We start from the raw sequence: 18,671 nt of genomic DNA, 5'->3' as shown, positions 1-18,671 counted from the left end.
CGCCTGGCGATAGGTAATCACACGCCACCGACAGTGGACTTCCCCTCGTTGGTCACGGTTCAGTCGCAGGCGGGAGCGGGTCACGGGACGATCGGCCCATGCCGGGCGGCGGTGGGGCACCGGGAAACGTGCGAGTCGGCGGGATTGCGGGCAGAACAGGTGGGAGAGCGTGGGCCAGGGTCCGTGCGGTACGGGACACCGCGGGGCCCGCCGGCCCGCCATGAGGTGCTGCCCGCCTTCCCTCCGTCGGGGCGGAGGCGGTTGGCCGCGAGCCGCGGAGGCCGATGTGTCCAGTGCAGCCGGGCAGGAGACACGCGACGGCGTCCCCGGACGCCCCTCGGCGGCGGCGATGGGCCGACTCGTCGGCCATCGCCCCACAGCGCTCGCCCCGCGGCGCGACCGGAGCACCGCCCCGGCGGCGGGCCCCGCCGTGCGGCCGGGCAGCCCGGAGCCGCTCGGCGCCCGCCCCTGCCGGGGGCCGGACGGAGTGTGGGGCACCAACTTCGCGCTGTGGGCGGGCGGTGCGGAGGCCGTCGACCTGTGCCTGTTCGACGACGACGGCCACGAACTGCGCTGCCCGCTCACCGAGCTCACCCACGAGGTCTGGCACGGCTTCGTCCCCGGTGTGCTGCCCGGCCGGCGGTACGGCTACCGCGTGCACGGCCGCTGGGACCCCTGGATCGGCGCCCGCTGGAATCCGGCGAAGCTGCTGCTGGATCCGTATGCCCGCGCCGTGGACGGGGACTTCGCGCTGCCCGCCGAGGTCTACGGACATATGCGGGACTGGCCGCAGCAGCATGTGGCGGACACCGTCCGGGATGACCGCGACTCCGCCCCGTACGTCCCCAAGGGCGTGGTCGTCGGCGACGACACGGCGGACGGCGCGCCCGACGAGTGGACGGCGGACCGGCGGCCCAAGACGCCCTGGGCCGAGTCGGTGATCTACGAACTCCATGTGCGCGGCTTCACCATGCGCCACCCCGGGGTGCCGCCCGAACTGCGCGGCACCTACGCGGGGCTGGCGCATCCGGCGGCGATCGAGCATCTGACCCGGCTCGGGGTCACGGCGGTGGAGCTGCTGCCGGTGCATCAGTTCGCCCATGAGGACCATCTGCTGCGGCGGGGCTTACGCAACTACTGGGGCTACAACTCCATCGGCTACTTCGCGCCGCACGCCGGATACGCGGCCGGCGGCACGCGGGGCCAGCAGGTCGGGGAGTTCCGGCGGATGGTGCGCGCCCTGCACGCCGCCGGGATCGAGGTGATCCTCGACGTCGTCTACAACCACACCGCCGAGGCCAATGAGCTGGGCCCCACCCTCTCGCTGCGCGGTATCGACAACCGCGGCTACTACCGCCTCCAGCAGGACCCGCGCCGCTACGCCGACTTCACCGGCTGCGGCAACACCCTGCACGTCCTGCAGCCGCAGGTGCTGCGGCTGGTCACCGACTCGCTGCGCTACTGGGTCACCGAGATGGGGGTGGACGGCTTCCGCTTCGACCTGGCCAGTGCGCTCGCCCGCGCCGCGCACGGCGTGGACATGCTCTCGCCCTTCCTCGCCGTGATCGCGCAGGATCCCGTACTGCGCCGGGTCAAGCTGATCGCGGAGCCGTGGGACGTGGGCTCCGGCGGCTATCAGGTGGGCGCCTTCCCGCCGCTGTGGGCGGAGTGGAACGACCGCTACCGCGATGCGGTGCGGGACTTCTGGCGCGGGGCGCTGCCCGACGTCCGCGATCTGGGCTACCGGCTCTCGGGCTCCAGCGATCTGTACGCGTGGAGCGGCCGCCGCCCGTACGCCTCGGTCAACTTCATCACCGCGCACGACGGTTTCACCCTGCGCGACCTGGTCTCCTACGAGCGCAAGCACAACGAGGCCAACGGGGAGGGCAATCGCGACGGCACCCCCGACAACCGCGCCTGGAACTGCGGCGCCGAGGGCGAGACCGACGACCCGGAGATCCGCGCGCTGCGCCGCCGCCAGCTCCGCAATCTGCTGGCCACCCTGCTGCTGTCCACCGGGGTGCCGATGCTGGTCGCGGGCGATGAGCTGGGCCGCACCCAGGGCGGCAACAACAACGCGTACTGTCAGGACAACGAGACCGGCTGGCTCGACTGGTCGCTGCTCGACGACCCCGGCTGGCGCGGCCTTACCGAGCTCACCGCCCGGCTGATACGGCTGCGCCGGGCCCATCCGGTGCTGCGCCGCCCGGCCTTCTTCTCCGGCCTGGCCCGGCCCCCGGAGGGGCTGCGCGATCTGGCGTGGTTCACTCCGCGTGGCACCGAGATGACCGAATCCGACTGGTACGCGCCGACGACCGCCCTCGGGGCCTATCTGTCGGGCCGCGATCTGCCCCAGCGCGATCCGCACGGCGCCCCGGTCACGGACGACAGTTTCCTGGCGCTGCTGCACGCGGGCCCGCTGCCGCTCTCCTTCACCCTGCCCGGACCGCCCTGGGCCCGGGGGTACGAGCTCCTCCTGGACACGGCCCGTGAGGACCAGGAGGCGCCCCCGGGCACACGGCTCGCGGCGGGCGCCCCCATCGAGCTTCCAGCGCGCTCGGTCCTGCTGCTGCGCGCCCTCGACGCCACGGACCTACGCCAAAAAACCGAGTGAGCGCTGTCAGCGGCGGACCGTAGTCTCCCCACTAATGGCTGTGACGAGTGAACCCCGCGCCCAGGAAGGCGGTGCCGCCCCGCGGCACCGCTCCGCCACGCGTTCGCTCCTGCGGCTGCGGCCATATGTGCGCCCGGTGCGGGTGCGGCTGTTCGGCGCGGCCGGGGTGGCGGTCGTGGCCTCCTGTATGGGGCTGGTCATCCCGCTGGTCCTCAAGTGGATGGTGGACGGGCCGGTGGCCCACCGGGACCCGGGCGGGGTCTGGCTGGGCGGTGCGCTGCTGCTCGCCCTCGGCACGGCCGAGGCCGCGCTCTTCGGGCTGCGGCGCTGGCTGGTGGGGCGGCCCCTGGCCTCCGTCGAGGCCGCGATGCGCGCCGATCTCTACCGCCATCTGCAGCGGCTGCCGGTCTCCTTCCACGACCGCTGGGCGTCGGGCCAGCTGCTGTCGCGGGCCACGACCGATCTGATGCTGCTGCGGATGTTCCTGGCCTTCCCGCTCACCTTCCTGGTGGTCAACGGGGTCACCATCCTGGCCGGATTCGCCATTTTGCTGTCGCAGGAGTGGACGCTGGGCCTGGTCCTGGTGGTCCCGGCGGTGCCGCTGGTGATCCTCTGCTCGCTGTTCGAGAAGCGGTACGCGACGGTGGCCCGCGCCGTGCAGGACCAGACCGGCGATCTGACGACGGTCGTCGAGGAGGGCGTGCTGGGCGTCCGCATCGTCAAGGGCTTCGGCCGCCACCGCAGCCAGGCCCGCGCCTTCCGCACGCTGTCCCAGCAGGTCCGCTCCACCGAGCTGCACAAGGCACGGCTGCTGGCCACGCTCTGGGCGCTGATCATGACCCTGCCGGAGCTGGCGATCGGCGCGGCGCTGGTGCTCGGCACGATGCGGGTCGCCGACGGGGATCTGTCGGCGGGCACGCTGGTCGCCTTCCTCTCCACCGCCCTGACGCTGCGCTGGCCCGTGGAGTCCCTGGGCTTCCTCCTCGCGATGAGCCAGGACGCGGCGACGGCCACCGACCGCTATTTCGACGTCATGGACGCGGAGCCGGCCACCGCGGCCGACCGGCCCCGGCCCGCGCGGCCGCTGCGGCGCGGCGAGAACGGCGAGGAGGGCGAAGGCGGCGAGGACAGCGGGGGCGGCGAGGGCGGGCTCCGGTTCGAGGGGGTGGAGTTCGCCTACGCGGACTCGCCGCCGGAGGAGCCGCCCGTGCTGCGCGGGGTCGATCTCCACATCCGGCCCGGCGAGACCATGGCGCTGGTCGGGGCGACCGGATCCGGAAAAACCACCCTTACCGCTCTCGTCCCCCGGCTCCAGGAGATCACACGCGGGCGGATCACCCTCGACGGCCGGGACATCACCGCCCTCCCCCGGGAGGAGCTGCGCGCCCTGGTGGCCGTCGCGTTCGAGGAGCCCACGCTGTTCTCCGCCACCGCCGGGGAGAACGTCCTCATGGGCGCCACCGATGCGGGCCGGGAGGAGCTGCTGCGAGCCCTGAAGGTGGCGCAGGCCGATTTCGTGCACGCCCTGCCGGAGGGCACCGGCACCGAGGTCGGCGAGCAGGGGCTCAGCCTGTCCGGCGGTCAGCGGCAGCGGCTCGCGCTGGCGCGGGCCGTCGTGGGCGGCCCCCGGTTCCTGGTGCTCGACGATCCGCTGTCCGCCCTCGATGTGCACACCGAGGCGCTGGTGGAGGCGGCACTGCGGCAGGTGCTGGCGGCCACGACCGCGCTGGTCGTCGCGCACCGGCCGTCCACCGTGCTGCTCGCCGACCGGGTCGCGCTGCTGTCGGAGGGCCGGATCACCGCCGTCGGCACCCATCAGCGGCTGCTGCGCGAGAGCGCGGAGTACCGGTCGCTGATGTCCGGGCAGGAACGCGAGGAGGGGGAGAGCAGCCCATGACGACGGTCGAGGAGGAGCGGGAGAGCACGGACGACGGGGGCAGGGGCGAGGACAGGGACGAGGGCCGGGCGCCGTCGTCCGACCCGTTCGACCGCGATGTCCTGCCGGTGCCCAAGGGCGCGTCGCCGGCCCTGCTGCGTTCGCTGCTCTCGCCGCGCCGGCGGCGGGTCTGGCTGGCGGCCGTCCTGCTGCTGCTCCAGCAGGCCGCCGTCCAGGCCGGTCCGCTGCTCGTCGCGTACGCCATCGACCAAGCCGTGCCCGCCCTCCGCGACGGCGCCCACGGCCCGTTGATCGCCGTCGGCGCGATCTATCTGGGCTGTGCGCTCGCCTCCGGGGCGCTGCAGTACGCGTTCATCCGCGTCTCCGCCCTGATCAGCCAGGACGTGCTGCTGGATCTGCGCGGCCGGATCTTCCGCCATGCCCAGGCGCTGAGCGTGGACTTCCACGAGCGCTACACCTCCGGCCGGCTGATCTCCCGGGCCACGACGGACGTCGAGTCGCTCCGCGAGCTGCTCAGCGAGGGGCTGGAGGAGCTGCTCGGGGTCGCGCTGTCGGTGGTCTACATCTCCATCACGCTGCTGTATCTCGACTGGGGGCTGGGCGGGGCGGCGGTGCTCTCCTTCTGGCCGCTGTATCTGCTGATCCGCTCCTTCCAGCGGCGCTCCATGCGGGTGTACCGCAAGCGGTCGACGGCCATCGCGGCGGTGATCGTGACGTTCACCGAGACCATGAACGGCATCCGCCCCGTGCAGGCGTTCCGCCGCGAGCGCGCCAACGACGCGCGCTTCCGCGAGCTGAACCACCGCCATGAGCGCGCCAACGGGGACGCGATCCTGGAGATGGCCCGCTATGTGGTCAGCTCCCGGCTGGTCGCCAACGCGGTGGTGGCCGCCATCGTGCTCTGGGGTGCCTACCGGGTGGCCTCCGGGTCGCTCGCGCTCGGGGTGCTCGCCGCGGCCGCGCTGTATCTGCGCAGGCTGTACGACCCGATCGACCGCCTGGGGATGTTCCTCAACTCCTACCAGTCGGCGGCCGCCTCACTGGAGAAGATCGCGGGCCTGCTCGCCCAGCGCCCCTCCGTCCCCGAGCCCGCCGACCCCAAGCCGCTGCCGCCGCGCCCGACGAAGGCACCCGGCCGAGAGGTGGTCTTCGACGGGGTGCGCTTCGCCTATCGCACCGGCGGCGAGGTGCTGCCCCGCTTCGACCTCACGCTGCCCGCCGGGCAGACGCTCGCGGTGGTCGGGGCGACCGGCGCGGGCAAGTCCACCCTCGCCAAGCTGCTGGCCCGCTTCTACGACCCCAGCGACGGCCGGGTGCTGCTCGACGGGGTGGATCTACGCGATCTGGCCATGCCCGAACTGCGGCGCGGTGTGGTCATGGTGACGCAGGAGGCGTTCCTGTTCTCCGGCACGATCGCCGAGAACATCGCCATCGGCCGCCCCGACGCCACTCGCGCCGAGATCGAGCAGGCGGCCAAGGCGATCGGCGCACACGACTTCGTCGCCGCCCTGCCCGACGGCTACGACACGGATGTACGCAAGCGCGGCGGCCGGATCTCTGCAGGTCAGCGCCAACTGGTCGCGTTCGCCCGGGCGTTGCTCGCCGATCCGTCGGTCCTCATCCTCGACGAGGCCACCTCCTCCCTCGACATCCCGGGCGAGCGGGCGGTGCAGCGCGCCATGGACACGGTGCTGCGCGGCCGTACAGCGGTCGTCATCGCCCACCGGCTGTCGACCGTCGAGACGGCCGACCGGGTGCTGGTCATGGCCGACGGCCGGATCGTCGAGGACGGCCCGCCGGACCGACTGATCGCGGGCGAGGGCCGCTTCGCGGCGCTGCATCAGGCGTGGCGGGACAGCCTGGTGTGACGCGCCGGGCTCGGCCCGGCCCGGCAAAGCCCGGCCCGGCGAGGGGTCCCTTACGGGCGCTCGGCCGCCGGGCGAATGCCTTACGGTCGCCCGGTTGGCACGCGGGCCCTTACGGCCCGATCGGCGACCGCGCCGGATCCCTTACGGCCGCTCAGTTGGCGTACGGATGCCTTACGGCCGCTCGGTCGCCACGAGGATCCCTTACGGCCCGATCAGCGACCGCGCGGAGTCCTTACGGCCGATCAGTTGGCGCACGGATGCCTTACGGGCCGCTCGGTCGCCATCGCCACGCGGCTCCTTACGGCTGCTCAGTCGCCGTACGCGTAGGAGGCCAGCAGTCCGGCGGCGAGCACCGGGTCCACGACCGGGACGCCCAGCCGCTCCTCCAGCAGGGGGCGGATTCCGATGGTGTTGAGGCCGGTGCAGGCGAGGAGCAGGGTGTCCGCACCCGACGCGACGAGCCCGGCCGCGGCCTCCAGCACCGCCGCGGGCCCTTCCGGGGCGAGCAGGTCGGTGGTGCGGTGGACGCCATCGGGGCGGGCAGAGGCGGCGAAGTGGTCGCCGAGCACGGCGCGCACGGCGGGCGGTGCCTCGTCCCGGATGCCCAGCACGCCGATCCGGCTGCCGAGGCCCAGCGCGACGGCGGCAGCCGCCGAGCCCGCGCCGATGACCGGGATGCCGACGGCCTGGCGGGTCTTCTGGAGCGCCGGATCGGCGGCACAGCTGATGATCAGCGTCCGCGCCCCGGCATCGGCCAGTTCCCTGGCGAGGTCCACGATCTTGGGTTCGGCGCGGGCCTCGGAGTCGTCGTCATGGATGCCGTGGGGCTGGCCGGGGATGCACCGCGAGACGGTCGGCAGTCCGTAGCGCTCCTCGATGGCCTTGCCGTGGGTGGCGACGGCGGCGGGGTCCTCGCTGGTGAGGACGCGGATCACCCCGATGGGCCGGGCGGGGGCGTCCGACGAGGACACGGGTACGGGTACGGACACGGACGAGGGCACGGACACGGTGGACCTCCGGTGGATGGGGCGCTGCGGGGCGGGCGGAGGGTGCGGGTGGGTGTGGGAAGCCTTACGGGGTGGGCGGATGCGCGGAAGCCTTACGGGGGGGGCGGGTACGCGGAGGCGATACGGGGCAGGTGGGTGCGCCGAGGCGTTACGGGACGGCAGGGTCTGGGGGGGACGCGCGGAGGCGTTACGGGGCGGGCGGGTGCACGGAAGCCTTACGGGGCCGGTGGATACGCGGAGGCGATACGGAGTCGGCAGGGTGCGAGCGAGTGCGCGGAGCCGTTACGGGGTGGCAAAGTGCGGGCGGGTACGCCGAGGCGTTACGGGGCGAGCGGGTACGCCGAGGCATTACAGGGCGGCTGGGTACGCGGAAGCCTTACGGGCCGCGGATGGCCGGAGGCGTTAGGGGGCGACAGCGTGTGGCCGGGTGCGCCGCGGCGCCGCGCGGGCGTCACGCCGAGGCCGCCACCACCTCTGCCGCCATCCGGACGGCGATGGCGCGGGCCAGTAGCACGGGGCGGCCCGCGGCCCGCAGGGCGGCGGTGCGCATCTGCTCCGTGTAGCCGATGCAGTCCAGGACGAGCCAGGAACTGCCGCGATCGACGAGGGTGCGCGCGGCGGCGGCGATGTCGTCCAGGACGCGCTCGGCGGGGCCGTACGGGTCGGCTGTCGCGGCCTGGACCCGGCCGGGCAGCAGCTCCGCCCAGCGCTGGGAGACGTCCTCGGCCTGGTCGGGGTGCGGGCAGACGATGCCCACGGGGTCGGTGCCCACGGTCGCGGCGACGGCCTGCTGCACCAGCGGTTCGGCGAACAGCAGGGGCCGCCGGGCCCGCACCGCCGGGAAGCGGCCGGTGCACAGCAGCAGGGTCGCGGCGGCGCCGTCGCGCTCCGCGCGGGCGACCGCGTCCGTGATGCGCGGGACGATCGCCCCGTGCCCGAGGAGTACCGAACGGCCGTCGCGCAGCCGGGAGACCAGCGGTGCCTCACCGTCCTCGGGGGCCAGCAGCCGACGGGTCGCGGCCTCGGCGGCGCCGTCGAACCGTTCGGCGTCGAGCGCGCCGTGCTCGACCAGGCGCACCCCGGGCAGCAGCGGTTCGGCATCCGGGCGGAGGTCGGCGCGCGGGGCCTGGCCGATGGTGACGAGGCCGAGGGCCGGGGCGCCCGCCGGGTGTTCGGGGTCCACGGTCTCCGTGGTGTCCATGTCGTCCACAGCGTGCACGTCCTTTCTCACGGGGCCTTCCCTCACAGAACCTTCCTCACAGGGTCTTGGTGAGCTGGCCTACATCGTTGAGGGAGCTTCCGGCGACGAGCCCTGCGCCGACCAGCGACAGGTCGTTCTCGGCCTGCTCGTCGGACTCCTTGCGCGCCTCCGCGTCGGTGATCCCGCGCCGCCGCCACAGGGTGTAGAGCTGGCGGACGACCAGGGCGCCGAGGACCATCCATCCGGCCTGGGGCGTGGCCACCAGAAGTCCGGTGGCCAGCAGGACGCCCATCTGCCGGGAGGGTCCGCCGAGGAGCTGGACCAGCGCGCCGGGGATCGCCCACAGCAGCATGGTGGTCATGGTGCCCGGTTCGAGGCCGGTCTTGATGGTGGTGACGTAGACCTCGGCGACCGGCGGCACCTTGCCCTCGGAGAAGAAGGTCTTCCAGGCGACGGCGACGACGACCAGCGCGACACCGAAGCCGACGAGCTGGGCGAGGTACTGCTGGCGCCGCCCCTCGATCTCGAAGGGCCGCCAGGGCGCGGCGTCCCGGCGCAGCAGCCAGCCCGCCTTGAAGTCGTAGCCGAGGTCGGCGAAGGCGGGGCCGGTGGAGGCCGTGTAGCCGACCAGCAGGGCGAGCGGCACGGTCGGGATGTGCAGCACCAGACCGATGATCAGGAAGATCAGGGTGACGGCGAAGGCCGGGAACCAGCCGGAGTGCATCGCCGCCAGCCCCACGATGAGCTGGTGGACGATGGCGGCGACACCGGCCAGCAGCACCCAGCCGACCAGGGCGGGCAGGGAGAGCTTGCCGACCACACCGCCCGCGATGGCGACCACGATCGCGCCGCAGACGAAGAGGCCCATGCCCTCCAGCAGTCCCCTGCGCAGCTGGGGGGCCTGGACCGTAAGACCGCCGTCGACATCCGGACCGTGGGCCGCCGGACCCTCGGCGGCCGGACCGTCGGCGGCCCCCTTCGCCCCGCCCTTCCGCGTCCGCATCAGCAGCAGCGCTTGGGTCAGGGCGACGAGCCCCGCGCCGATCATCAGCCCGTGCGGCACATGGCGCGCGCCCAGGTCGAACCCGAACTCGGGGGCGTACTGCCCCACGGTCAGCCCGACGCCGAACATGGCGAGCGCCCAGACGTTGCCCAGGAACCCCACACCCGCGGCGCTGGTCGGCAGCTTGAACAGCGCGCCGACGAAGCCGATCACCGCACCCGCGCCCAGGATCGCGGCCTTGCGCCCGCCGGTGTCCCCGGCCTTGATCGTCTCGGCCGCCGCGATCCCGGCCGGCCAGGAGCCGGTGGCGGGCAGCAGCTTGGAGTCGAACACCCGGTACAGCACCCAGCTGTCGACGGCCAGGCCGATGACGGCCCCGCCGAGCATGGGCCACACCAGGTCGTTACGCCCCAGGGCGAACGGCACCGCGATCGGGGTGAGCAGCGAGTTGGCCGCGGCGAAGGTGGAACCGGAGATCGCCGACTGCACCAGGTTCTGCCGGTGCTTGGAGCGCATCCGGGTCAGCACGCCGACCGGGATCCGGCCGATGAGCATCGCCACCAGGGCGCCGATCACGGCAGTGTTGGGCGACACCCCGAGCGAGGTGATCAGCACGATGCCGATCAGGGCGCCGAGGACCGACAGCACGATGGTGAGGACGAGGGTGACCGGCTCGAAGGCTCTGGGGTGCGACCGCGGTGGGGCGTCCGCGGCCGCGGCGTCGGCGCCGGCCTGGGGGTTCGGGTTCATGGGGACTCCTGCGGGGTCCGGTGGGGACGGGTCGGTCACCCGTCCGGTGGGGACGGGTCGGTCACCCCGCCGGGGTGAGGGCCTGGAGGTGGGTCATGGGTCCGTACAGCTCGACCAAGCGCGCGAACTCCTCGGGGTCCAGGAAGCGGGCGACGCCGCGTCCGAACTCCTTCGCGGTCTCGACCGCGAACCGGGCCGCGACCGCGATGTCGGTCTCGTGGCTGGCGCCGGTGGCGCATCCGGCCACCGCCGAGCTCGCCGTGATCGCGAGGCCGACGACGGGGGCGGTGGTGGCGACGGCGGGCTGGAGGATGGAGTTGAGGTGGTGCACTCCGTTGCCGTACGGGGTGATGTCCTGCGTGGTGATCGGCAGGATGCGCGCCGACTCGCCGGTCACGCTCTCCAGGACGGCCACCAGGTCCTCGCTGACCCGCAGGATCCAGCCCTGGCAGACGGTCGGCGACAGGGCGACGCCGCGGTGGTTGAGCAGCCGGTTGCCCTTGGTGGTGTCGATGGAGACGACCGCGTCCATCGCGGGCGAGATCTCCTCGCGGTTGCACACCAGGGTGTCCACCGGGGAGTCCATGAAGGGCACGGGGTCGTGCGGCTGGGTGGGGGCCCAGCCGGAGACGTGGGTGGAGAGCGTGACATCGCCGTCCAGGACGTCGCCGCGGGCGTGCATGTCCAGCAGCTTGGCCGCGGCGGACAGCGCCGCCACCGCCCCGTCGGCGTCCGAGACCAGCCCGATCCGCTCCGGGCGGGCCCCGACTCCGCCGAGCCGGCCGAGGATGCCCAGGGTCGGGGCGTCGCCGCCGCCCAGCTTGCCGCGGCGGCCGGGGACGGTGACGGAGACGAAGTCCGTGCTGCCCTTGTCGCCCTCGACGGTGCGTACCTCGACCTCGGGCGCCGTCTGCGGGTCGGCTCCGGCCGCGGCCTGGACCGCGCGCAGATGGTCGGCGAGAAGGGCGCCGCTGGTCTGCGGACGGTCGAGGAGTTCGATGATGTCAAGGACGTGTTTGAGCACGGCTGGCCTCTCACGGCGGGGTGATGCGGTTGGTGATGTGGTCGGTAAGGCGGTCAGGGACGCCGTCGGCGATGTGATCGGCAGATGCGATCGGTAAGGCCGTCGGCGATGGCGTCGGTGAGGCGATCGGTGACGTCGATGGCCCGACCGGAGGAGCGGGGGAAGCGGCGCGCGGGGCGGGCACTGCCACCGGGCGTCGGCCTGGCCGGGGGTCCACCCGGCCGTCGGCTCCGCCAGGGTCCGCCCGGCGTCGCGCTGTGCGCAATGTTTTCTCGATATCCGAGAATGTTTACTCTTTCGTCATGCCTGAACAGAAGCCCGTAACCGGCGCCCCGCCCCTCCAGACCGCGGACCGCGTGCTGAACGTGCTGCTCGCCTTCGACCGCGAGCGCCCCGAGTGGGGCGTCACCGAGATCGCCGAGGAGTTCGGGCTGGACAAGTCGGTGGCCCAGCGGCTGCTGGCCGCGCTGGCCTACCGGGGCTTCCTGGTGTCCGACAAGCGCTCACGCCGCTACCGGCTCGGCCCGGCGGTGTGGCATCTGTCCTGGGTGTGGGAGCGTGGCGGCGGCATGGCCAGCCTGGCCCGGCCGATCCTGGAGACGCTGGCCGGGACGGTCGGGGTGAACACGCTGTTCGCGGTCCCGGACGGGGTGCACATGCGCTGCGTCGCGGCGGTGGACGGGGCCACCGGCCCGCTGCGCTACTACGTGCTGGCGGGCGAGCTGTACCCGGCGCACGCCGGCGCCACCTCCCGCGCCTACTTCGGTATGCTCCCGCCCGGTGACCGGGCCGTGCTGCTGTACGGCCGCCCGATGGCGCGCTTCAGCGAGCACACGCCGACCGATCCGGTGCGGCTCGAGGAGCGCTTCTCCGAGGTGCGGCGCGACGGCTACGCCTACTCCGAGGGCGAGTACGATCCGGACAGCGCGGCGCTCGCGGCGCCGGTTCTGGTGGGCAGACGTCCGGTGGGCACCCTGACTCTGGCCGCCACCCCCGAGGTGCTGCGCCCCCGCCGGGAGCAGCTGATCGCGCCGCTGCTGCAGGGCGCCGCCGATCTGGGCAGGCTGCTGACGCCGACCCGGCCGCGGCGCGCCCCGCGCCGCTGAGTGGCGCGGCCTACCACCGCTCCCGCCAATTCCCCCCAAATCCCCCCACTTCTCATTCGCCGCCCCAGCCCTTCGTTCCGCCGTTCCACCGTTCCGCCGTTCCGCCAGAAAGGCCCCCTCATGCAGTTGCTGCTGCTGTCGAACTCCGCCGCGCCCGGCCGCGGCTATCTGGACCACGCACGCGAGGAGATCGCCTCGGTGCTGGACGGCGCGCGCCGGCTCGTCTTCGTGCCGTACGCGCTGGCCGACCACGACGGCTACACCGCCAAGGTGGCCACGGCCCTGGAGCCGCTGGGCGTGGAGGTCACCGGCGCGCACACCGCCGACGACCCGGCCGAGCTGGTACGCGGCGCGCAGGCGGTGTTCGTCGGCGGCGGCAACAGCTTCCGGCTGCTCAAGGCGTTGCACGAGCGCGATCTGATCCGGGCGATATGGGAACGGGTGGCCGCGGGCGCGGTCTACATGGGCTCCAGCGCGGGCACCAACATGGCCTGCCCGACTCTGCGCACCTCCAACGACATGCCCATCGTCCAGCCGCCCACGTTCGAGGCGCTGGGGCTGCTGCCGTTCCAGATCAACCCGCACTACCTCGACGCCGAGCCGGACACCGCCCATATGGGCGAGAGCCGGGCCCTGCGGCTCGAGCAGTTCCTGGAGGAGAACGACGTCCCCGTGGTCGGGCTGCGCGAGGGCACCTGGCTGCGCCGGGACGCGGACCGGCTGACGCTGGGCGGCATCGACGCCGGGGCGATCCTCTTCCGCAGGGGCGAGGACCCGGCGGAGCTGCGTCCCGGCGCCGATCTGAGCGCGCTGCTGCGGGAGGAGCCGCGCTTCGACTCCGCCGCGCACTCGTCCTGACCGCGGGGCCGGGCGTCTCACTCACCGACCGAGCCGTCGGCCAACTCCCGTACGACATCGAGCTGTCCGGCGTGGCGGGCGTACTCCTGGAGCAGGTGGAAGAGGATCCAGCCGAGCGTCGGGGCCTCGGCCTCGGTGGCGAACCGCCCGCCGATGGCCGCCCGACGCTCCAGCGGTACGCCCGCGACGGTCGCCCGCGACCAGGCGCACTGCTCCTCGTACCGCGCCCGCACCTCGGCGGACGACATGCCCTCGGGGACCCGCCATCGGCCGTCGGGACCGCGGTCGCCCCAGGGCTCGTCCACCTCCTCACCCAGGAATCCCCAGCGCAGCCAGCGCCGTTCGACATGGGTCAGATGGTGGAGCAGCTCCAACGGGGTCCAGCCGGACGGCAGTCGGCTGGTGCGCAGCTCGTGCTCCGAGAGGCCGTCGAGCTTGCTGGGCACGACGGAGCGGAAGTAGTCGAGATAGGCGCCGAGCATGTGGTGAGGCTCGGTCAGCGAATGCGGAGGCTCGTCTATCGGATTCACGAGGTCGGACATGGGGGTGATGCTACGGAACGCCACCGACATCGGGCATTGCCGAATTTGACCGTAAATCACCGTCATACGAACACGGCATAGCTGTCAACGGACGCTTTCCGGACAAGTTCTTGTCGCGATCCTGACAGGTCGAGTCCAGTGGTGCCACTCTTCCCTCGGCCGGGGGCGCAGCACATTCCCACAGCGTGACGCCGCTCTCCCCGCCGTACCCCACACCTGCACCCGCTCTGCCCTGCCCTGCCCTGCCCGGACGGCGACCCAGCCGCCCGGTCGTCCCGGCCGTGCCACCGTGCGGCCAGCGCAGAAGGAGTCAGCGTGAGATCCCTCCCCCAACGGCACCTCAGACCCAGCACCCGCGGATCCGGTCGCACCCCAGGCCATCGAGCCGTCGCGACCGGCGCGCTGGTCGTCGCGGCGGCGATGATCGGCGTCGGCTTCCAGAGCGGCACCGCCGCCGCCCGCCAGGACGGCGCCGCGGACCGCCCCGCCGCCCGCACGATATCCGGCGCCCCCGACCCCGGCGCCCTCCCCGCCAAGCTGTCCCCCGCCCAGCGCGCCGAGCTGATCCGGAAGGCCGACGCCGCCAAGGGCGAGGCCGCCAAGGGCCTCAAGCTCGGCGCCAAGGAGAAGCTGGTCGTCAAGGACGTCATCAAGGACGCCGACGGCACCACCCACACCCGTTATGAGCGCACCTACGCCGGACTTCCCGTCCTCGGCGGCGATCTGGTCGTCGACCGGGCGAAGAGCGGTGCGCAACTCACCGTCGCCAAGGCGACCAAGGCCCGGCTGACCGTGCCGACCACCGCCGCCGCCGTCGCGCCCGCCACCGCCGAGAAGGCGGCCGTGAAGGCGGCGAACGCGCAGGGTTCGCGGAAGACCGAGGCCGAGCGGGCGCCCCGCAAGGTGATCTGGGCCGCGAAGGGCACCCCGACCCTCGCCTATGAGACGGTCGTCGGCGGCCTCCAGGAGGACGGCGCCCCGAACGAGCTGCACGTCATCACCGACGCGGCCACCGGCGCGAAGCTGTTCGAGTTCCAGGGTGTCAAGGAGGCGACCGGGAACAGCCAGTACAGCGGCCAGGTGACCCTCGGCACCTCGGGCAGCGCGGGCTCGTACAACCTCACCGACTCCGGCCGCGGCAACCACAAGACGTACAACCTCAACCGCGGCACCTCGGGCACCGGCACACTCTTCACCGACGCTGACGACGTCTGGGGCAGCGGCAACACCTCCGACGCCGCGACCGCCGGTGTGGACGCGCACTACGGCGCCGCCGAGACCTGGGACTACTACAAGAACGTCCACGGCCGCACCGGCATCAGGGGCGACGGCGTCGGGGCGTACTCCCGGGTCCACTACAGCAGCGGCTATGTCAACGCCTTCTGGCAGGACTCCTGCTTCTGCATGACCTACGGCGACGGCTCGGGCAATGCCAAGCCGCTGACCTCCATCGATGTCGCCGCGCACGAGATGAGCCACGGGGTCACCGCGGCCACCGCCAACCTCACCTACAGCGGTGAGTCCGGCGGGCTCAACGAGGGCACCTCCGACATCTTCGCCGCCGCCGTCGAGTTCTACGCGAACAACGCGAGCGACCCCGGGGACTACCTCGTCGGCGAGAAGATCGACATCAATGGCAACGGCACCCCGCTGCGCTACATGGACAAGCCCAGCAAGGACGGGGCCTCCAAGGACAGCTGGTACTCCGGTGTCGGCAATGTGGACGTCCACTACTCGTCCGGCATCGCCAACCACTTCTTCTACCTGCTCTCCGAGGGCAGCGGCACCAAGGTCATCAACGGCGTCAGCTACGACAGCCCGACCTACGACAACCTCCCGGTCACCGGCATCGGACGGGACAACGCGGAGAAGATCTGGTTCAAGGCGCTGAGCCAGCGGATGACCTCCAACACCAACTACGCGGGCGCCCGTGACGCCACGCTGTGGGCGGCGGGCGAGCTCTTCGGCCAGGGCAGCGCGCAGTACAACGCGGTGGCGAACGCCTGGGCCGGGGTCAACGTCGGCACCCGGATCGCCGACGGGGTCACCGTCACCCCGCCCGGCGCCCAGACCAGCATCGTCAACCAGGCCACCAGCCTGCAGATCGCCGCGACCAGCTCCAACCCGGGCGCGCTCGGCTACGCGGCCGACGGGCTGCCCGCGAGCCTGTCGATCAACTCCTCGACCGGCCTGATCTCCGGGACCCCGACCACCGTCGGGTCGAGCCAGGTGACGGTCACGGTGACCGACTCGGCCGGCAAGACCGGCACGGCCTCCTTCGCCTGGACCGTGAACACCAGTGGCGGCAATGTCTTCGAGAACACCGCGGACATCGCCATCCCGGACGCGGGTGAGCCGATCACCTCGCCGATCGCGGTGAGCCGGGCCGGGAACGCGCCGGCCAGCCTCCAGGTGGGCGTGGACATCGTGCACAGCTACCGCGGTGACCTGGTGATCGACCTGATCGCCCCGGACGGTACGGCCTACCCGCTCAAGAGCGCCAGCCTCTTCGACTCGGCGGACGACGTGCGGACCACGTACACCGTGAACGCGTCCTCCGAGACCGCGGTCGGCACCTGGAAGCTGCGGGTCCAGGACATGTACGCGCAGGACACCGGCTACATCAACAGCTGGAAGCTGACCTTCTGACGGAGCCGTGAGGCTCACTCAGGACAGGCGCCGCCAGGGGTCGACCCGACTCCCCCTGGCGGCGCCTCTTCATGCCCTGCCCTGGTCCCGGCTTCATGCCCTGACCTGGCCCCGGCTTCATGCCCCTGACCTGGTCCTGGCCCTGCGCTGCGGTAGCCGCCGACGCTTACGCCGAGCTGTCCGGAATCCGAAGGTTGATCAGCATTCAACGAACATTTTCCCTTCGACCTGTCGTGAAACCCGTGACATGTCCGGGACTTGTATGACAGTCTGCCGAACGCATTACGCATCAGTACCTCTTGTTCAGTACCGGGCCGCACTTCCCCGCAGCCCGGCGCTGACCCCCCACAGCAACGAGGAGATCGCGTGCGCAAGACCTTCAGCATGCCCATATCCGGTGCCGGCAAGCGGCGTTCGGTGATCGCGGCCGGTACCGTGGTCGCCGCGGCGGCCCTGCTCGCCTCGGGAATGACCACCGGCACCGCGGGTGCCGCCCCGGCCAAGTCCGGAGGCCAGCCCACGGCGCTCACCGCCTCGGCTCGCGCCGAGCTGCTCCGCGAGGCCAACGCGACCAAGGCGGACACCGCCTCGTCGCTCGGCCTCGGCGCCAAGGAGAAGCTGGTCGTCAAGGACGTCATCAAGGACGCCGACGGCACCACCCACACCCGCTACGACCGCACCTACGACGGTCTGCCCGTCCTGGGCGGCGACCTGATCGTCCACCAGGCCAAGGGCGGTGACGTCAAGAGCGTCACCAAGGCCACCAAGGCCACCGTCAAGGTCGCCTCCACCACGGCCGGGATCGCTGCGACCACCGCGGCCAAGGCCGCCGTCAAGCTGGCCAAGGCCGACGACACCACCAAGGCGGCGGCCGACCAGGCTCCGCGCAAGGTGATCTGGGCCGCCACCGGCAAGCCCGTGCTCGCCTACGAGACCGTCGTCGGCGGGGTGCAGAAGGACGGCACCCCGAACCAGCTCCACGTCATCACCGACGCCGCCACCGGCAAGAAGCTCTACGAGTACCAGGGCATCGAGACCGGCAAGGGCGAGAGCGAGTACAGCGGCTCGGTCGAGCTCGGCACCAGCAAGGAAGGCAGCGGTTTCACCCTGACCGACGCCGACCGCGGCGGCCACAAGACCACCAACCTGGAGAACGGCGAGGAGGGCGAGGGCAAGGCGTTCACCGACGACGACGACAGCTGGGGCACCGGCAAGCCGGACGACCCCCAGACCGCCGCCGTCGACGCCCACTACGGCGCCGCCGCCACCTGGGACTACTACAAGAACGTGCACGGCCGCGACGGCATCGCCGGCGACGGCAAGGGCGCCTACTCCCGCGTGCACTACGGCGACAGCTACGTCAACGCCTTCTGGGACGACAGCTGCTTCTGCATGACCTACGGCGACGGCCAGGACAACAAGGCCCCGCTGACCGCGCTCGACGTCGCGGGCCACGAGATGAGCCACGGCGTCACCTCCAAGACCGCGGGTCTGGAGTACAGCGGCGAGTCGGGCGGCCTCAACGAGGCCACCTCCGACATCTTCGGCACCTCGGTGGAGTTCAACGTCAAGAACACCACCGACGTCGGTGACTACCTCATCGGCGAGGCCATCGACATCAACGGCGACGGCACCCCGCTGCGCTACATGGACAAGCCCAGCAAGGACGGGCAGTCCGCGGACGAGTGGTCCGACGGCGTGGGTGACACGGATGTGCACTACTCCTCCGGTGTCGCCAACCACTTCTTCTACTTGCTGTCCGAGGGCAGCGGCGCGAAGGAGATCAACGGTGTGAAGTACGACAGCCCCACCTCCGACGGCTCCAAGGTCGAGGGCATCGGGCGGGACAAGGCCGAGAAGGTCTGGTACAAGGCCCTGACCACGTACATGACCTCCAACACCGACTACCACGCCGCCCGTGAGGCCACGCTGAAGGCCGCCACGGACCTCTTCGGCGCCGACAGCGCCGAGTACAAGGGCGTGGACGCCGCCTGGGCCGGGGTCAACGTCAAGTAAAACCAGCTCAGTTACCGCACGACACTCTGCCGGTGCCCGGGGCCTGAGGCCCCGGGCACCGGTATGTTTTATCCACGGCAAAGCGGCATCTTTGTCGCGTTGGGCGGAACATTCGTCCAACTCCCCATCACAACTG

12 protein-coding genes are annotated in these 18,671 nt (G+C 72.1%); 7 read left to right on the top strand and 5 right to left on the bottom strand.

All coding sequences use genetic code 11. From position 1 onward, the window contains the following. The first annotated feature begins 286 nt into the window (after positions 1-286). The 3 genes from glgX to J5X86_RS16795 are packed head-to-tail and all read left to right on the top strand — an operon-like array spanning position 287 to position 6,379. Positions 287-2,614 carry a glycogen debranching protein GlgX gene (gene glgX / locus J5X86_RS16805; RefSeq protein WP_208517619.1) on the top strand — a complete coding sequence of 776 codons (2,328 nt, stop codon included), beginning with the start codon at positions 287-289 and terminating at the stop codon, positions 2,612-2,614. Positions 2,615-2,648: 34 nt separating this feature from the next. Next, entirely contained in the window at positions 2,649-4,511 is a 1,863-nt protein-coding gene (locus J5X86_RS16800) for an ABC transporter ATP-binding protein (protein ID WP_208517618.1), read from the top strand. Continuing rightward, positions 4,508-6,379: an ABC transporter ATP-binding protein gene (locus J5X86_RS16795; protein ID WP_208517617.1), complete on the top strand. Its 1,872-nt coding sequence runs from the start codon at positions 4,508-4,510 to the stop codon at positions 6,377-6,379. The genes J5X86_RS16800 and J5X86_RS16795 overlap by 4 nt, the downstream gene beginning before the upstream one ends. A gap of 308 nt (positions 6,380-6,687) precedes the next feature. On the opposite strand, the gene J5X86_RS16790 is transcribed toward J5X86_RS16795, so the two are convergent. From J5X86_RS16790 to J5X86_RS16775, 4 genes are all read right to left on the bottom strand, one after another. Next, on the bottom strand, positions 6,688-7,386 hold the full coding sequence (locus tag J5X86_RS16790) for an aspartate/glutamate racemase family protein (RefSeq protein WP_308124585.1): 699 nt from the start codon (positions 7,384-7,386) through the stop codon (positions 6,688-6,690). A gap of 451 nt (positions 7,387-7,837) precedes the next feature. Then, a complete protein-coding gene (locus tag J5X86_RS16785; RefSeq protein WP_308124584.1) occupies positions 7,838-8,617 on the bottom strand; it encodes an AroM family protein in 780 nt (259 codons plus the stop codon). 25 nt (positions 8,618-8,642) lie between these two features. Next, entirely contained in the window at positions 8,643-10,340 is a 1,698-nt protein-coding gene (locus J5X86_RS16780; RefSeq protein WP_208517616.1) for an OPT family oligopeptide transporter, read from the bottom strand. A gap of 61 nt (positions 10,341-10,401) precedes the next feature. Beyond that, positions 10,402-11,364, bottom strand: coding sequence for a DUF1177 domain-containing protein (locus J5X86_RS16775; RefSeq protein WP_078643814.1), 963 nt, complete (start codon positions 11,362-11,364; stop codon positions 10,402-10,404). Between the two features lie 302 nt (positions 11,365-11,666). Between J5X86_RS16775 and J5X86_RS16770 the strand changes: the two genes are divergently transcribed. Then, on the top strand, positions 11,667-12,470 hold the full coding sequence (locus J5X86_RS16770; protein WP_078643812.1) for an IclR family transcriptional regulator: 804 nt from the start codon (positions 11,667-11,669) through the stop codon (positions 12,468-12,470). A gap of 120 nt (positions 12,471-12,590) precedes the next feature. Continuing rightward, positions 12,591-13,328, top strand: a complete 738-nt coding sequence (gene pepE / locus J5X86_RS16765; protein ID WP_208517615.1) for a dipeptidase PepE — start codon at positions 12,591-12,593, stop codon at positions 13,326-13,328. 17 nt (positions 13,329-13,345) lie between these two features. Here the strand turns inward: pepE and J5X86_RS16760 are convergent, their stop codons facing one another. Further along, positions 13,346-13,870: a DinB family protein gene (locus J5X86_RS16760; protein WP_243980564.1), complete on the bottom strand. Its 525-nt coding sequence runs from the start codon at positions 13,868-13,870 to the stop codon at positions 13,346-13,348. A gap of 420 nt (positions 13,871-14,290) precedes the next feature. On the opposite strand from J5X86_RS16760, the gene J5X86_RS16755 reads away from it, so the two are divergent. Both J5X86_RS16755 and J5X86_RS16750 read left to right on the top strand, forming a co-directional pair. Further along, positions 14,291-16,519 carry a M4 family metallopeptidase gene (locus tag J5X86_RS16755; protein WP_208517779.1) on the top strand — a complete coding sequence of 743 codons (2,229 nt, stop codon included), beginning with the start codon at positions 14,291-14,293 and terminating at the stop codon, positions 16,517-16,519. 366 nt (positions 16,520-16,885) lie between these two features. Next, a complete protein-coding gene (locus J5X86_RS16750) occupies positions 16,886-18,535 on the top strand; it encodes a M4 family metallopeptidase (protein ID WP_374229259.1) in 1,650 nt (549 codons plus the stop codon). The last annotated feature ends 136 nt before the right edge of the window (positions 18,536-18,671 follow it).

It is taken from the genome of Streptomyces sp. NEAU-YJ-81, assembly GCF_017592595.1.
Taxonomy (GTDB): domain Bacteria; phylum Actinomycetota; class Actinomycetes; order Streptomycetales; family Streptomycetaceae; genus Streptomyces; species Streptomyces hygroscopicus_B.
Note: the sequence above shows the minus strand (reverse complement) of the source record. Positions and strands in the feature narration are given on the sequence as shown.